Origin of the sequence: Nocardia fusca NBRC 14340 (assembly GCF_001618425.1) — a bacterium.
Taxonomy (GTDB): domain Bacteria; phylum Actinomycetota; class Actinomycetes; order Mycobacteriales; family Mycobacteriaceae; genus Nocardia; species Nocardia fusca.
The window spans coordinates 17,440-32,280 of record NZ_BDCU01000052.1; the positions used below are offsets into that span (position 1 = coordinate 17,440).

Genomic DNA, 14,841 nt, shown 5'->3' on the forward strand with positions numbered 1-14,841 from the left:
AACCGGGCGGAGTTCCGCGGCGAGGACCCTCCGCGAGAGCGGATCATCACTCCCGCGGCGGTGCGTACGCTGGGGCTACGTCGGATCCCGTTCCGGTAGCGGGCGTTCCACGATCACCGGACGGCCCAGTGGATTGCGCACCCGCCGTTTCGCGTCCGAATAGATATCGGCTGTTTCGGCCGCCACCACATCCCAGGCGAAATCGGCGGTCAGCCGCTCCCGCGCGGCGAACGCACGCTCCTGGGCGGCCACCGGATCGTCGAGCACCGAGATCACCGCGTCCACCAGACCATGCACATCGGCCGGTTCGAAGGAGGCCCCGGTGACACCGTCGATCACGGCCTCACCGAGTCCGCCGGCGGTCGAGGTGACCAGCGGCGTCCCGGCCGCGGCCGCCTCGAGCGCCACGATCCCGAACGGCTCGTAGCGGCTGGGCAGCACGATCGCGTCGGCGCCGTGCAGCCAGCCGAGCAGTTCCGTGTGATCGAGCTGCCCGGTGAAGTGCACCGCGCGCGCCACCCGGTGCGTCCGGGCGCGTTCGCGCAGCCATTCGAACTGGGTCCCGACCCCGGCCACGGTGAGGACGGTCCCGGGATGGGCCCGGCGGATTCGGGGCAGGGCGGCGATGGCGTCCTGCACACCCTTCTCGTATTCGAGGCGTCCCACGTAGAGCAGCCGGGGCGGGCCGCTGCGCGGCGAGCGGGTGCGGAATGTCCACGCGCCCACGTCGATTCCGTTCCGGATCACGTGCACCGGGATCCGGTCGGGCCGGTAGAGCCGCTCCACCTCGTCCTTCATCGAGGTGGAGCAGGTGATCAGCGCATCGGATTCGTTGGCCAGCCACCACTCCACCGAATGCACCTGCCGGTTGACCCGGCCGGCGACCCAGCCGCTGTGCCGGCCGGCTTCGGTGGCGTGGATCGTCGACACCAGCGGGACGTCGTAGTACTCGGCCAGCGCGATCGCGGGATGGGCGACCAGCCAGTCGTGCGCGTGCACCACATCCGGTGTCCAGCCCTCGCCGATTCCCGGTTTGTCCAGTGCCACCCCCGCGCGCACCATCGCATGCCCCATGGCCAGGGTCCAGGCGAGCATATCCTCGCCGAAATCGAAGATCGGCGGATCCTCGGCGACCGCCACCACCAGCACCCCCTCGGCGATGAACGAATGGGTGGGGTGGGTGGCCGGGCTGGTGCCGGTGGGCCGCCGGGCGAGTACCACCACTTCGTGACCGGCCGCGGCCAGTGATGTCGCCAGGTGATGGACATGTCTGCCCAGCCCGCCGACGACCACCGGTGGGTACTCCCACGACACCATCAAGATTTTCATCGCGGTCCTTCTGCAGGGGTGACGCGTAGCCTACGCGCGTCCAGGGCCGGGAACACTCCGTCGGCCACCGCCCATCCTGCCGCCAGATCGTGCGCTCTGCCGAGTTGACCGGCTTCGACCGCACCGGCGATTTCGCGAACCGCGTGCGCGTGCTGATGGGCTCGGTCGCGGGCGTAACCGGCGGCAGAGTCCTTGCTGACCATGAACGCCCAGTCGCTGGACACGGTCAGGATCGCTTCGCGCAGTAGCTGGTCGGCCACCGGATCGCGACCGGTCGGCGCGCCGGCGCGCATCTTGTCGGCGGTGTCCAGCGCGAGCCGGACGATCTCGGAGTTCAGCTCCACCAGATCGCGGACCTGATCGCCGGCCCAGACCCGCCAGTCCTTCCCGGATCCCCAGGAGGAATCGGCGAGCGGAACCGGGTCTCCGACGAAGCCGCGGTCGCGCGCGTCGGCCAGGGTGCCGACGGTGATCCCGGCTTCCGGCAGCGCCCGCAGCACCTGCGCCAGCCACTGCGGGCCCTCGTGCCACCAGTGCCCGTAGAGTTCGGTGTCGAATGCGGCGACCACCAGCGCCGGGCGACCGATCCGCTCGGATTCGGCGATCAGCCGTTCCCGCACCGTCTGCACGAAGTCCTCGACATCGCGGCCGATCTGTACGGCGGCGAGGTCGGGATCGTAGGGGGCCTTGTCCGGCCCGGCCACGGTTTTCCCGGTGACCCGGGCGGGTTTGAGTCCGGTCGCGTGATCGTAGTGATGGAAATCCCGGTAGGCCCCGTGCCCCGGATAACCCGATTTGGGGGACCACACCCGGTAGCTGACCGTGAGGTCGCGGCCGAACGCCAGAACCGGAGATTCGCGCACCGGGCGGCCCAGGGTCGTATCGCCGCGCAGCGCGGGCCCGTCGACCATGAAATGCGTCACACCGGCGTCCGCGTAGCCCTGTTCCATCCCGGGGGTGAAGCCGCATTCCGGCGCCCAGATCCCGGACGGGGTGTGTCCCCAGCGCAGCCGGGCGTCGGTGAGGCCCTCGCGGAGCTGGAACTCGCGCAGCCGCTCGTCCAGCAGCGGCTGGAACGGGTGCGCCAGCGGACCGCCCAGCAGTTCGATGACGTCGCCGTCGAGCAGTTGCCGCCAGATCGGCGCGGCCCCGTGCCGCCAGTTCTGCTCGAATTCGGCCAGTGCCGCGGCCGCCAGCCGGTGTTCGTGTGCGCCGAGTGCGCGGTTTCCGGCCTTCGCGGCCTCGTCGGCCCGCAACCGCCAATTGCCCAGCCAGTGGTGCATACCCGCCAGGCAGTGCGGATCGTCGAGCTGGGCGGCCAGCACCGGGGTGATCCCGAGGGTCAGCAGATGCGATCGGCCCTCGGCGGCCAGTGTGCGCAGTACTTCGACGACCGGGAGGTAGGACGCGGCCCAGGACTGGTAGAGCCATTCCTCGCCGACCGGCCAGCGACCGTGGTGGGCGAGCCAGGGCAGATGGGAGTGCAGGACGAGCGTGAACTGTCCGGGTACGACGTCGGTTCGCTTGCCGCTCAAGGCTTCACCGCGAGCGCGACGAGATCGAGACTGGTGTCGATGGCTTCGGGGGTCAGCGCGAAATCGTCGACGGTGATACCGGCGACGTCGGCGGTGAGTTCGGCGGGCCAGGGTTCGCCCGCCAGGGCGCGTTCGATCTGGGCATCGATGAACGAGCCGCCGTGCTTGGCGTCGAGCGCGCGCAGCGTCGGCCCGTGGTGCACGCCGGTCATCAGCTCCACCCGGAAGCCGGCCGCTTCGAGGAGTTCGGTGAGTTCGGCCGCGTTCAGTTCGCGGGTGTGGAAGGGGTTGAGCGGGGTATCGCGACCGGGCGAGAAGGTGATCCGGTTCGGGGTGCTGATGAGCAGTTCCCCGCCGGGGCGCAGGACTCGCAGGCATTCGCGGAGAAACTCTGCCTGATCCCAAAGGTGTTCGATCACTTGAAAATTGACCACCGCGTCCACCGCGGATTCCGGGAGGGGGAGCGCGGCGAGATTGCCGCGGACCATATGGACCGCCGGGTAGCGAGTGCGTACATGCGCCGCGGCGGTCCGGTCGTAGTCCAGGCCGACCACCGCTTTCGCGACCGCCGCGATCATATTCGCGCCGTAGCCTTCGCCCGATCCCGCCTCCAGGACGATCTTGTCCGCGCAGCGCGGCAGCAGCCGGTCGTAGACGATCTCGTGCCGGCGGAACCAGTAGTTCTCCTCCGCGATACCCGGCACCGTGCGCTCGCCGGTCAGCGGCAGCGGCTCCGGTGCGTCGTCGGTGGCCGGTGCGGCGGGAATCACAGCCTCGCTCATTGCGACGAGGTTACTGGTACGGCCCGGTACGGGAGACGCCCGGTAGGGCCTCGGAGTGGCTCGACACGTAAGTTACCCACGAGTAACTTAACGTAGGGTAATGTCTCGGCCTGAGCTACTCACATGGACGTACGGCCGCTGGAGATCGTGCGACCGCCAATACAGGTAACCAGAACAGGAGGTCGACGAAGACCGATGCCGAATATCGTCGTACTCATCAAGCAGGTGCCCGATACCTGGTCCGAGCGCAAGCTGACCGACGGTGACTTCACCCTCGACCGTGAAGCCGCCGACGCGGTGCTCGACGAGATCAACGAGCGCGCCGTCGAGGAAGCCCTCCTGATCAAGGAGGCGCAGGGTGGCGAGGTCACCGTGCTGGCCGCCGGCCCCGATCGCGCCACCGAGGCCATCCGCAAGGCCCTGTCCATGGGCGCCGACAAGGCCATCCACATCAACGACCCGGCCATCCACGGCTCCGACGCGGTGCAGACCGCGTGGGTGCTGGCCGGTGCGCTGGGCCAGGTCGAGGGCGTCGAACTCGTCATCGCCGGCAACGAGGCCACCGACGGCCGCGCCGGCGCCGTCCCGGCCATCATCGCCGAGTACCTGGGCATTCCGCAGCTCACCCACCTGCGCAAGCTGACCGTCGACGGCGAGAAGATCACCGGCGAGCGGGAAACCGACGACGGTGTCTTCAAGCTGGAGGCCACGCTTCCGGCCATCGTGAGCGTCACCGAGAAGATCAACGAGCCGCGCTTCCCCTCCTTCAAGGGCATCATGGCCGCGAAGAAGAAGGAAGTGCAGACCTTCACCCTGGAAGATCTGGGCATCGACCCGTCGACCGTGGGTGTCGAGAACGCGGGCAGCAAGGTCACCGCGTCCACCCCGAAGCCGCCGCGGACCGCGGGCGAGAAGATCACCGACGAGGGCGACGGCGGCACCAAGATCGCCCAGTACCTGGTCGGCCAGAAGATCATCTGAGTCCCGCACCCGCAGCAACTTCTAGGAGAACAGACAAATGGCAGAAGTACTTGTGCTCGTCGAGCACGCCGAAGGTGCGGTCAAGAAGGTCAGCACCGAACTGCTGAGCGCCGCCGCCGCCCTGGGCGAACCGGCCGCGGTGGTGCTGGGCGCGCCCGGCACCGCGGACAAGCTGTCGGACGCGCTGGCCGCCGCGGGCGCCGCCAAGATCTACGTCGCCGAATCCGATGACGTGGAGAACTACCTGGTCACCCCGAAGGTCGATGTGCTGGCCGGCCTCGTCGAATCCGCTTCCCCGGCCGCCGTCCTGGTCGCCGCCACCGCGGAGGGCAAAGAGGTCTCCGGCCGGCTCGCCGCCCGCATCGGCTCGGGTCTGCTGGTCGACGTCATCGACGTGAAGGCCGACGGCACGGCCGTGCACAGCATCTTCGGTGGCGCCTTCACCGTCGACGCCCAGGCCACCGGCGACGTGCCCGTCATCTCGGTGCGCCCGGGTTCGATCGAGGCCAAGCCCTCGGCCGGCGCCGGCGAGAAGGTCACCGTCGAGGTCCCGGCGCAGGAAGAAGGCGTCGTCAAGGTCACCAGCCGCGAGCCCGTCGTGGCCGGCGACCGTCCCGAACTCACCGAGGCGAACATTGTCGTCTCCGGTGGCCGCGGTGTCGGTTCGGCCGACAACTTCTCCGTGGTCGAAGCCCTCGCCGATTCGCTCGGCGCGGCCGTCGGCGCCTCCCGTGCCGCGGTCGACTCGGGCTACTACCCGGGCCAGTTCCAGGTGGGTCAGACCGGTAAGACGGTCTCCCCGCAGCTGTACGTCGCCCTGGGTATCTCGGGCGCCATCCAGCACCGGGCCGGTATGCAGACGTCCAAGACCATCATCGCGGTCAACAAGGACGAGGAAGCCCCGATCTTCGAGATCGCCGACTACGGCATCGTGGGCGACCTGTTCAATGTCGCCCCGCAGCTGACCGAAGAGGTCAAGAAGCACAAGGGCTGACCACCCGCGGGCTCGTCCGCAGGCAGTCGTGGCTGTGCCCCGGCCGGGTGATCCGGCCGGGGCACAGCTGTATTCAGGTCCCGGCCCGGGTATACAGTGCGGGCGGAGCCGCGCCGGCCGGGCTCAGCGGCCGAGGGTGTCGCCGAGGAATGTCCGGATCGAGGGTTCCAGTGCCGCGGCCAGATCGTCCGCGGTATCGACTCGGTCGGGGAAAACACCGCGCTCCAGGCGGCCGTTCGGCAGCAATCCGGCGACCTCCTCTGCGAACTGTGCGGGATGACGGTGGTCGACACCCGGGATCACCAGGGTCGGTACGGTCAGCGCGGTGAGGTCGGCCGGTGCGTGGAACGCGCGGTCGCGGCCGATGGCGGCTGCGGCGGCGATACTGGCCGGATCGCTGCGGGGAATCGCCTCCCGGACCAGCGTCCCGATCACCGGGGCCAGCCCTGGCAGGATCGGCGCCCAGGCCGCTTCGATACCGCGGGTGGTGACGGTTTCGGCGAAAGCGTCCAATAGGGCGGTTTCGGCCTGTTTCGCCGTATCGTCCTCGATATCCTCCAGGCTGATCAGGACCGTGGCGTCGAAGCGTTCCGGATGGGCTGTCGCCGCGCGAGCGCTGATGGTCGCGCCGAGGCCTATCCCGCCGATCGACGCCCGTTCGGCGCCGAGGTGGTCGAGCAGCGCCGCGACATCCTCGGCGTAGCGGAACCAGGTGTGAGCGGCCGGATCCGGGCACGGCGACTGCCCGTACCCGCGGATATCGGGAAGGACGACGCGGTAGGTGTCGGCGAGTCGATCGGCAAGGGGGAGCAGACTGCGATGATCCGGCCCGCCGCCGTGCAGCAGTACCACGGTGGCGCCGGCGCCGCGGGCCGCCGCGCGCAGGGGGTGGCCGTCACGGCCGAGATAGGTGAACATGTGAACCTCCGAATTCCTTCTTCTCCGATACGCCGGCGCGACCGCTGATACCGGTCAGCCGGCGCGTCCGGGCGGGGGCAGCAGGAACGCGAGCGCGGCGGCCGCCGCCGGGACCACACAGAGCGTGGTCAGTACCGCCTGCGGACCGTGCTGGTCGGCGAGCCGTCCGAGTAGGGGCATGAACAATCCGCCCGCGCTCACCGCGATGCCGAGTGTGACTCCGGCGGCGGTGCCGGGCCGGGCCGGGAGGTAGTCCTGGCCCAGTTTGACCAGCACCGCGAACGGAATATTGGCGGCCACACCGGCCAGCGCGACCAGTACGACCGCCGGCCGTGGGTCCTCGCACAGCCGGAGCGCGACCAAGGCCGGGACCGCGACGACGCCACCGAGCCGGATGGTCGCCCGCATCCCGATCCGGTCCGCGATGCGCCCGCCCGAGATGGTTCCGACCACGCCACCGACCAGGAACGCGGTGAGCGCCAGCCCGCCCATGAGGCCGCTGGATCCCAGATGCCCGATCCAGTACAGCGCGATGAAGGTGTTCATGCCGAGGAAGAGCATCGAGCGGATGACCGCGACCACGGTGAGTACGAGAAAGGGTCCCCAGCGGTCCCGCCCCGCGGCGGTAACCGCGGTCGCGGTGTGGGCGGTGCGCCGTAGCTGGTGCCGCCACAGCACGAACGCCGTCAGTACCGCCGGTGGGACGAACAGCGCGGTGGCCCCGACACCCAGCGTGGACAGCAGCGGCGTGGCCAGGGCGGGCGCCAGGAAGAACCCGACGCTGCCGCCGGCCGCGAAGAAACTCATCGCCACCGTGCTGTCCCCGGCGGCGCGGCGGGCATCCCGGCCGGCGGCCGGATGAAATGCGGCGATACCGATTCCGGAGATCAGGATCAGCAGCCAGACGACCGGATACGCCGGTGCGAGACCTGCCAGCCCCGCTCCGGCCCCGGCCACCAGCAGCCCGGCCGGGGCGAGCCACAGCACCGACCGGCGATCGACCAGCACCCCCAGCAGCGGCTGGGGTAGTGAACTGCCCAGTGCGGCCGCCAGCGCGAGACCGGACGCGGCGACGTAGCTGTAGCCGCGTTCCAGGACGAAGAACGGGAGAGCGGCGGGGATCAGGCCCTGGTAGAAGTCGTCGACGGCGTGCGCGATCACCCAGTGCCGCATACGGTTCCATACCTTCTCCGGACCCGCCGTGGTGGCGGGAGCGGTCGTCGGGATGTCCACAGCCGGGTCCTCCTGCTCGTCGGTCGTGGACCAGCGTAGGAAGCGACCACCTGTGACTTCTTCCGATAAAATGCCAAGATGTGTCGATAACCCGCCGAACCGTTCCCACCCCTACCCGGGTGCAGGATCTGCCGGGGGGATCGCATATCGATCCGCATCGCCATCCCGACCATCAGCTGATCTACTGCAGCGGCGGGGCGGCGGAGGTCCGCACCGATACCGGCACCTGGATCGCGCCACCGGACCGCGCGATCTGGATTCCCGCGGGATATCGGCACGAGCACCACTTCTTCGGACCCACCCGTTTCCACTGCATCGCTTTTCCGATCGCGCCGGAGGGGGACCGGGAGGCGCCGGTGGTGCTCGCGACCTCCACGCTGGTGCGGGAACTGATCATCGCCTGTTCCGCGCCGGGCGAATTGCCGGACCACGAACTGGGGCGGTTGCGGCAGGTACTGCTCGACCAGTTGGGCCGGATGCCGCATCAGCGCCTGCTGTTGCCGGTCGCCCGGGACGAACGCCTCCGGCGCGCCTGCGCCCTCGTCGAGGCGGATCTGGAAAACACCCGGACGCTGGCCGAACTGGGTCGGCGGGTGGGCGCCGGGGAACGCACCCTCACCCGGTTGTTCCGGACCGAGTTCGCCATGACCTATCCGCAGTGGCGGACCCACCTGCGGCTGCACCGGGCGGTGCGATTGCTCGCCGAGGGGTATTCGGTGACCGCGGTGGCCGGTCGCTGCGGCTGGGCCTCGCCGAGCGCTTTCATCGATGTGTACCGGCATGCGTTCGGACGCACCCCGGGCAGTTCGCGGCGGGGCAACGGTCGATAGCCGCGATTCCCGCCGGGTGATATGCGGCCGACGGATAGGAATACAGGGGTCGAAATGCCGCCGCTTCCGATTCGGTCTATGCCAATTACGTTGTAGGGGAGCGTTTTCCGTGTCGATACCCCTTTCGCCGAGTGCTGTTACGAGCCGAGGAATTGGCTAAGCTGTGCGCGCCGATCGACGAGTCTGCGGTGCGGGGTGATCGGCCGGGGTCGCCGAATTCGGACAATTCAAGAATGGCCGCCGCGGCGGCAGGAAATGGGGAACTGTGCACGGCCGTAGGAGGTTCGGTCCATTACCGGACAGCCGAGTCGTTTCGACAGTGTTCGCCCGGGCGGCGCAATTCCGGACGGTCGGAGCGGCCGATTTCGGCTGCCCCATGCTCACCTCCGTCGCGGGCCTGGTGGACGCCCATCGGCGCCTGGCTGCGACGCGGCCGGACTGGGACGAGGTGGTGATGACCTGGATCCCGGGCCGGTTCGAACCGGAACTGCCCGGGATGGACCTCGCCGCCGACCCGTTCACCGGAGCCTGGAGGACGCGCAGCGGCATCTTCTCGTCATCGACTTGGAGGCACACCGCGTTCTCGGTGCACCGGGCAGCCGTGCGGTGGAACATCACGAGGGCTTGGGCGCGGTTTTCGGCCGCCTGGCGCATCTGTACACGATTTCGTTCGACCGCTACATCCGGGACGGGCCGGAGGCGGCACACCGGCGGCAATTGGCGCGCGCGTATTTCTCCTACGAAAGCCTCGCGCGTGAGCTGGCCTGCGGGGAAAAGTGTCTGCCCCCGCCGCCCGGCGGGTCCGCCACCGGCTCTGGGGATCGATAACCGGCCGGGCGCACGGTGTGGCCGGACCACCGGTCTGCGCACCGCAACCCGTGTACGACAGTGCTTCTCGTACTAGGGGGTGGCGTGCGCCCTTCGGGTCGCCACCCGTGACCGTCGAGAAATCACTCCGTGGGTCGATGCGGTGGTCCGACGTGAGGGTGAGGATGGTTCCGTCCGCCACAGGGTGGACAGGGTGGAGTGGAGGTTTTATGAAATTGGAAGCCGGGCAGGTCGCTGTCGTCACCGGAGCCGCGAACGGCATCGGCAGGGCTGTGGCCGCCGCGCTGGTCGATCGGGGGCTACAGGTGGTTGTGGCCGATGTCGAGGCCGGGACACTGGCGGGGACCGCCGCGGAACTCGGTGGCCAGGTGCTCGCCGTGCCGACCGACGTCGCCGATATCGATCAGGTCCGGGCCCTCGCCGACCGCACACTCGCCGCCTTCGGCCGGGTGGACCTGGTCGTCAACAATGCGGGTGTGGGTGCGGGCGGGCCGAGCTGGGATATCGCCCCCGCGGAATGGGACCGGGTCTGGTCGGTGAACGTGGGCGGCGTGGTCAACGGTATCCATGTGTTCACTCCGCATCTCATCGCCGGCGGTGGCGGCCATATCGTCAACACCGCTTCGCTCGCCGGGCTGACCGTCGGCCTGTTCGGGGCGCCGTACGCGGCGAGCAAGAGCGCGATCATCTCGATCTCGGAATCGCTACGAGGCGAACTGGACATCATCGCCCCGAATATCGGGGTGACCGTGGTGTGTCCGGGCCCGGTGGATACTCGGATGTTCCGAGGTCTGGCGGAGATGGCCGCACCGCCTGCGAACGGGGCGCCGGAGGCGGAGACGCTGTCCCCGGAGCTCCTGACCGCACTCGCACCCATGCGGGAGGCTGTGGGTGAGATGGCGAAGGAGATGCTGCCCACCGCGCGGGCGGCCGAGATCATCCTCGCTGCCGTGGAGGCCGGAAAGCTGTACGAGACCACGCATCCGGTGATGGCGCGCGCGGCGCAGGAACGCATCGAGGCAATTCTGGAATCGTTCGGTTCCTCCGCCGCATAGCGAGGAACGATCGGTGAAGAGAGGCGGTGGTATGACACAGCCCGAAGCGCTGGCCCGACCCGCATGGCGCCGCACCGGAAACGCGCGTTTCCCGCTGGCCGCCGACGTAGGTGGCCGCTGGTGGATCCTGCGCCTGAATCCCTTTCCCGATCACTGCCTGTGGACGCTGTTCGTCGACGCGGCGGTCCGCTACGACATCGAAGAAACACCTGCCGCCTGGGGGAAGCTGTCTCCGCGGTCGGCCCCACCACTGGATCCGGCCGTCGCCGAGACAGTGCTGGCTCCGGTGCGCCACCTGGCCGTCTACGGCAGTGAGGTGGGCCGGCCCTGTGATTGCCTGTTCTGCGACGGCTGAACCGGCCCGATTCCCAGCAGACTCCCAGCTGTCTCACCGGCCTGGGCACAGCGATACGAACTACTGTCGCCGTTATCCGAGGTCCGATCCGGTGTGGTCGGCAAAAACGCGGTATGACAAGGAGTTTCACGGTGAAGCTGAAACCTGCGAGTAGAGCTTTCGCGGCCCTGGTCTGTGGAGTAGGAGTAGCGGGCGCGGCTGTGGCCGGCGCCGGCGCGGCCGGCGCCGACCCGGGACTCGACAAAAAGATCATCATCAACGGGCAGGAGCGGTCCGATATCGACCGGGTGATCCTGCGCGAGAACATCGAGCGGGAGCTGCCGGGTTACCAGCTGCCTCCGGGCAGCCCCGGGGTGATCATCCTGAAGAGCGGCGAGGTGCAGCCGGTGCCCGAGGGGGCGGTGCTCCGGCATCGTGACGATCGGGTGCCCCCACCGCGGTAGTACTTTCGCCGTCCTACGACGGCAGCCCGAACCGACCCGAGCCGGGCCCCTCGCCACTCGGGTTGCCGGTGGACCGCCGAGCCGAACCGGCGATGCCACCGATGTTCCGGTAGCCACTGCCCGGCTGCCGGAGCCCGTCGGCCCGGTGCGCAGCGTGCGTGCCGGGCCGACGGCGTTTCCACCCCCTGGGTGGACGGCCGGGACGACCCCGACCGGTGGGGGCTGTGGCTAAGCGCAGTGCAGGCCCGCGAGCAGCGAATCGAGGATGGGGGTCCGGCCGGTGTCGGCGCGCAGGACGGCGGAGACGGGGATGCGGAGGCGGTGGTCGGCCAGCGGGAGCGCGGCGATGCCCTCGGTGGAACTGTTGGCGTAGAGAACCGTCCAGGCGTCGGGGTGGTTGATCAGCTCCATCGTCGCGGTGTGGTCCGGCGGGATGGGCGGGCCGAAGGTCGGGCCGGTGGGCAGATCGGCGAAGGCGGTCCGGATGACGTTGTGCAAAAGGAACTGCTCGGACTCCGGAGGGAGGAGCAGCGGGTAGGCGCTGAGTTCGGCGAGGGTGACGTCGGTGCGGCCGGCCAGCGGATGCGCGGGAGCGGTGGCCAGCGTGAGGTCTTCCACCCACAGTTGCTCGACGACGAGTCCGGCCTGCTGCACACTGCCGCGGATCAGCGCCAGATCGCAGTCTCCGTCCGCGACGGCCGCGACCCGCTGACGGAACGGTTTGATGACGAATTCGATCTCCGCGCCGGGATGCGCCTCGCGGGTGCCGGCGATGGCCGACAGCGATCGGGTGGCGAACGACATATTCGCCGCGAGCCGGATACGGGGACCGGTGGTACGAATCGAGGCGCGGATGGCCGATTCCAGACCTAGCATCTGCTTGGCGAGCGGTAGTAGCCTGGTGCTCGCGTCGGTGGGGACGACCGAACGGGTCGAGCGCTCGAAGAGCTGGACGCCCAGGTCGTGTTCGAGCCGGGCGATCTGGTGGCTGATCGCCGATTGCGAGATGAAGCACCGGGCCGCCGCCCGGCTGAAGCTGAGCTCCTCGCACACCGCGACGTAGTACGTGAGCTGGCGAAGTTCCACCTCGATCTCCATTCATGACCAGAATAGATAAGAGTCATCTCAATTATGCGCCCTGAACCCTGAAATATCTTCCTTACGGATGACGGTTCCTAATGAGTGAAGGAGGCTGTCATGCACAAGGTCACTGATATCGGCGCCGGCGTCGAGTACGCGGACGTCGTGATCATCGGTTCGGGGTTCGGCGGACTCGCCGCAGCCAAACAACTGGCCAAAGCGGGAGTGGACTATGTCCTGATCTCGAGCACGCCGGAACACCTGTTCCAGCCGCTGCTCTATCAGGTCGCCACCGGGGTGTTGGCGTCCGCGGAGATCGCACCCCCGATCGCGAACATTCTGCGCCGGCACAAGGAGGCCGACGTCCGGCTGGGCGAGGTCACCGCCATCGAGCCCGACGCCGCCGTCCTGACCTACCGCACCGGCGAAGAGGTCCGCCGGATCCGTTACGGATCGCTGATCGCGGCCACCGGGGCGAGCCAGTCGTACTTCGGTCGCGACGACTTCGCCGACAAGACCTACTCGCTCAAGACCATCGACGACGCCAAGCTGCTCCGGGCCCAGATCTCGCGGGTGTTCCGCGAGGCGGCCCAGGCCGACGAGGAGACCCGGCGGCGGCTGCTGTCGTTCGTTGTGGTCGGCGCCGGGGCCACCGGTGTGGAGGTCGCGGGACAGCTGAAGGAACTGGCGAAGCGGTACTACCACGAGGAAGTCTCGGTGACCCTGGTGGAGGGCGCCGGTGCGGTCCTACCGCCGTTCGGCGGCGGGCTGTCGGAGTACGCGAAGAAATCGCTGACCCGCAGCGGGGTCGAAGTGCTGCTGGGCACCTTCGTCACCGATATCGAAGACGGGCACGTCACGGTCAAGGACAAAGAGGGCGCCGAGCGGCAGATCGACGCCGAGACCATCGTGTGGTCGGCGGGCGTACAGGCGGGCGGTTTCGCGAAACTGCTGGCCGAGGCCACCGGTTGCGAGACCGACCGCGCCGGACGGCTACTGATCAACCCCGACCTCACCGTGGGCGGCTATGCCGATATCTATGCGATCGGCGATATGACCTCGCTGAACGGCTACCCGGGCCAGTCGCCGGTCGCCATGCAGGAGGGTCGGCACGCGGCCGACATCATCAGCCGCGACAAGCACCCGGGCACTCCGTTCGTGTACTGGGACAAGGGCAGCATGGCGGTGATCAGCCGGTTCAGCGCCGTCACCAAGCTGAACGACAAGATCACCTTCCGCGGTGTGTTCGCGTGGTTCATCTGGCTGGCCGTGCACCTGTTCTATCTCGTGGGCTTCCGGAACCGGTTCGCCGCGGTGCTGTCGTGGCTGGTGGCGTTCATCGGTACCGGGCGGCCGGGGTTCGAGGAGGTGGACCGGCGACACCTGGAACGGGTGCGCGAACCCGAACGTTTCGTCGCGTAGCGCCGCGTGTGGCGGGCCCGTCGGACGGGCCCGCCCGCGGTGCGTCCGAGCGGCGAACTCCAGGTTGCGCGCAGTCCAACGGCGGGGCCTTTTTCGCTGTTCACGCGAACGCGCGGGGACCGGTCGGTGAACGTCCGGTGTGACCTGCGTCTCGTTAACCGAACCGGCATGTCCGCGACACGTGACGGACGCCCGGACGCCGTGTCGGGCTGGCCTGCTTGGCATCATGGCTATTACGTCCGTGCTGACGGCTCCGGCTCGACCGGCCGCCGGCGAGGATCACCGGTCCCGATACGCACTGATCGTCTCCTCCGACACCGACCATCGCATCGCGGCGCAGCGATTGCGGTACAACGTATTCGCAGGCGAGCCGGGTTTCCGGATCCCCGACGACGGCACGGGCCTGGACGCGGACCGGTTCGACGAACACTGTGACCATATGCTCGTCCGCGACGAGACCACCGGCGAATTCGTCGGGTGCTACCGGATGTTGCCGCCGGACAGGGTCGCCGCCGCCGGCGGGTACTACACCGCCACCGAGTTCGACCTCACGAATCTCGACCCGGCGGGTTTGCGGATCGTGGAGATGGGCCGGGCCTGCGTGGTCCCCGATCATCGCAACGGTTCGGTGCTCACCCTCATGTGGGCGGGAATCCTGCATTACATCCAGCTCACCGGTTACGACCGGGTGATGGGATGCGCCTCGGTCCCCATGCAGAACAGCCCCGGTGACCCGGCCGGGGTCAATGTGCGCGGCGTCCGCGATTTCCTGCTCGGCAAACACGCCTGCGCCCCCGAGAAGCGCGTCCGCCCCTATCGTCCTGTGGTGGTCGACGGGGTGGCCCTGGACGATCTGCCCGCCCCCGGACGCCCCAAACTGCCGCCGCTGCTGGGCGGTTACCTGCGGCTCGGCGCCGAGATCTGCGGAGAGCCCGCGCACGATCCGGATTTCGCCGTGGCGGATTTCGTGGTGTTGCTGGGGCTCGACACCATCAACACCCGATATCTGGATCGGTTACGCGGCGCGGCCGCGAATTTCGAGGGCGGGCGGTGACA

The 14,841-nt window shown here is 68.7% G+C and carries 14 protein-coding genes; 8 read left to right on the plus strand and 6 right to left on the minus strand.

Going from position 1 to position 14,841, the window contains the following annotated elements; genetic code table 11:
- Nucleotides 1-75 precede the first annotated feature (75 nt).
- From NF4_RS30565 to NF4_RS30575, 3 genes are read right to left on the minus strand one after another with little or no spacing between them, the layout of a single operon-like run.
- Nucleotides 76-1,329 carry a glycosyltransferase family 4 protein gene (locus NF4_RS30565; protein ID WP_063130866.1) on the minus strand — a complete coding sequence of 418 codons (1,254 nt, stop codon included), beginning with the start codon at nt 1,327-1,329 and terminating at the stop codon, nt 76-78.
- The gene (locus tag NF4_RS30570; RefSeq protein WP_063130867.1) at nt 1,326-2,864 is read right to left on the minus strand and encodes a 1,4-alpha-glucan branching protein domain-containing protein; all 1,539 of its coding nucleotides are present in this window, start codon (nt 2,862-2,864) and stop codon (nt 1,326-1,328) included. Before NF4_RS30570 ends, NF4_RS30565 begins: the two co-directional genes overlap by 4 nt.
- Entirely contained in the window at nt 2,861-3,646 is a 786-nt protein-coding gene (locus NF4_RS30575) for a class I SAM-dependent methyltransferase (protein WP_063059547.1), read from the minus strand. The genes NF4_RS30570 and NF4_RS30575 overlap by 4 nt, the downstream gene beginning before the upstream one ends.
- Before the next feature lie 195 nt (nt 3,647-3,841).
- Here NF4_RS30575 and NF4_RS30580 point away from each other — a divergent pair, with 195 nt between their 5' ends.
- Together NF4_RS30580 and NF4_RS30585 are read left to right on the plus strand one after the other, a co-directional pair.
- Nucleotides 3,842-4,627 (plus strand): electron transfer flavoprotein subunit beta/FixA family protein, encoded by a 786-nt coding sequence (locus NF4_RS30580; protein WP_063039853.1) that lies wholly within the window; start codon nt 3,842-3,844, stop codon nt 4,625-4,627.
- Nucleotides 4,628-4,664: 37 nt separating this feature from the next.
- Nucleotides 4,665-5,621: an electron transfer flavoprotein subunit alpha/FixB family protein gene (locus NF4_RS30585; RefSeq protein WP_063059548.1), complete on the plus strand. Its 957-nt coding sequence runs from the start codon at nt 4,665-4,667 to the stop codon at nt 5,619-5,621.
- A gap of 123 nt (nt 5,622-5,744) precedes the next feature.
- Here NF4_RS30585 and NF4_RS30590 read toward each other — a convergent pair whose 3' ends face one another.
- Entirely contained in the window at nt 5,745-6,539 is a 795-nt protein-coding gene (locus NF4_RS30590) for an alpha/beta fold hydrolase (RefSeq protein WP_063130868.1), read from the minus strand.
- Between the two features lie 54 nt (nt 6,540-6,593).
- A complete protein-coding gene (locus NF4_RS30595) occupies nt 6,594-7,712 on the minus strand; it encodes an MFS transporter (protein WP_063130895.1) in 1,119 nt (372 codons plus the stop codon).
- 140 nt (nt 7,713-7,852) lie between these two features.
- On the opposite strand from NF4_RS30595, the gene NF4_RS30600 reads away from it, so the two are divergent.
- The 4 genes from NF4_RS30600 (at nt 7,853) to NF4_RS30620 (ending at nt 11,283) form a co-directional block, all read left to right on the plus strand.
- Nucleotides 7,853-8,602 (plus strand): AraC family transcriptional regulator, encoded by a 750-nt coding sequence (locus NF4_RS30600; protein ID WP_063130869.1) that lies wholly within the window; start codon nt 7,853-7,855, stop codon nt 8,600-8,602.
- A 1,037-nt stretch (nt 8,603-9,639) separates the two neighbouring features.
- On the plus strand, nt 9,640-10,485 hold the full coding sequence (locus tag NF4_RS30610; protein ID WP_063130871.1) for an SDR family oxidoreductase: 846 nt from the start codon (nt 9,640-9,642) through the stop codon (nt 10,483-10,485).
- A 31-nt stretch (nt 10,486-10,516) separates the two neighbouring features.
- A complete protein-coding gene (locus NF4_RS30615) occupies nt 10,517-10,840 on the plus strand; it encodes a hypothetical protein (RefSeq protein WP_063130872.1) in 324 nt (107 codons plus the stop codon).
- A gap of 131 nt (nt 10,841-10,971) precedes the next feature.
- Nucleotides 10,972-11,283 (plus strand): hypothetical protein, encoded by a 312-nt coding sequence (locus NF4_RS30620; RefSeq protein WP_157120689.1) that lies wholly within the window; start codon nt 10,972-10,974, stop codon nt 11,281-11,283.
- A 228-nt stretch (nt 11,284-11,511) separates the two neighbouring features.
- Here NF4_RS30620 and NF4_RS30625 read toward each other — a convergent pair whose 3' ends face one another.
- Nucleotides 11,512-12,369, minus strand: a complete 858-nt coding sequence (locus NF4_RS30625; protein ID WP_063130896.1) for a LysR family transcriptional regulator — start codon at nt 12,367-12,369, stop codon at nt 11,512-11,514.
- Nucleotides 12,370-12,480: 111 nt separating this feature from the next.
- Between NF4_RS30625 and NF4_RS30630 the strand changes: the two genes are divergently transcribed.
- Both NF4_RS30630 and NF4_RS30635 read left to right on the plus strand, forming a co-directional pair.
- On the plus strand, nt 12,481-13,785 hold the full coding sequence (locus tag NF4_RS30630; RefSeq protein WP_063130874.1) for an NAD(P)/FAD-dependent oxidoreductase: 1,305 nt from the start codon (nt 12,481-12,483) through the stop codon (nt 13,783-13,785).
- 226 nt (nt 13,786-14,011) lie between these two features.
- Nucleotides 14,012-14,839, plus strand: a complete 828-nt coding sequence (locus NF4_RS30635) for a GNAT family N-acetyltransferase (RefSeq protein ID WP_063130875.1) — start codon at nt 14,012-14,014, stop codon at nt 14,837-14,839.
- The last annotated feature ends 2 nt before the right edge of the window (nt 14,840-14,841 follow it).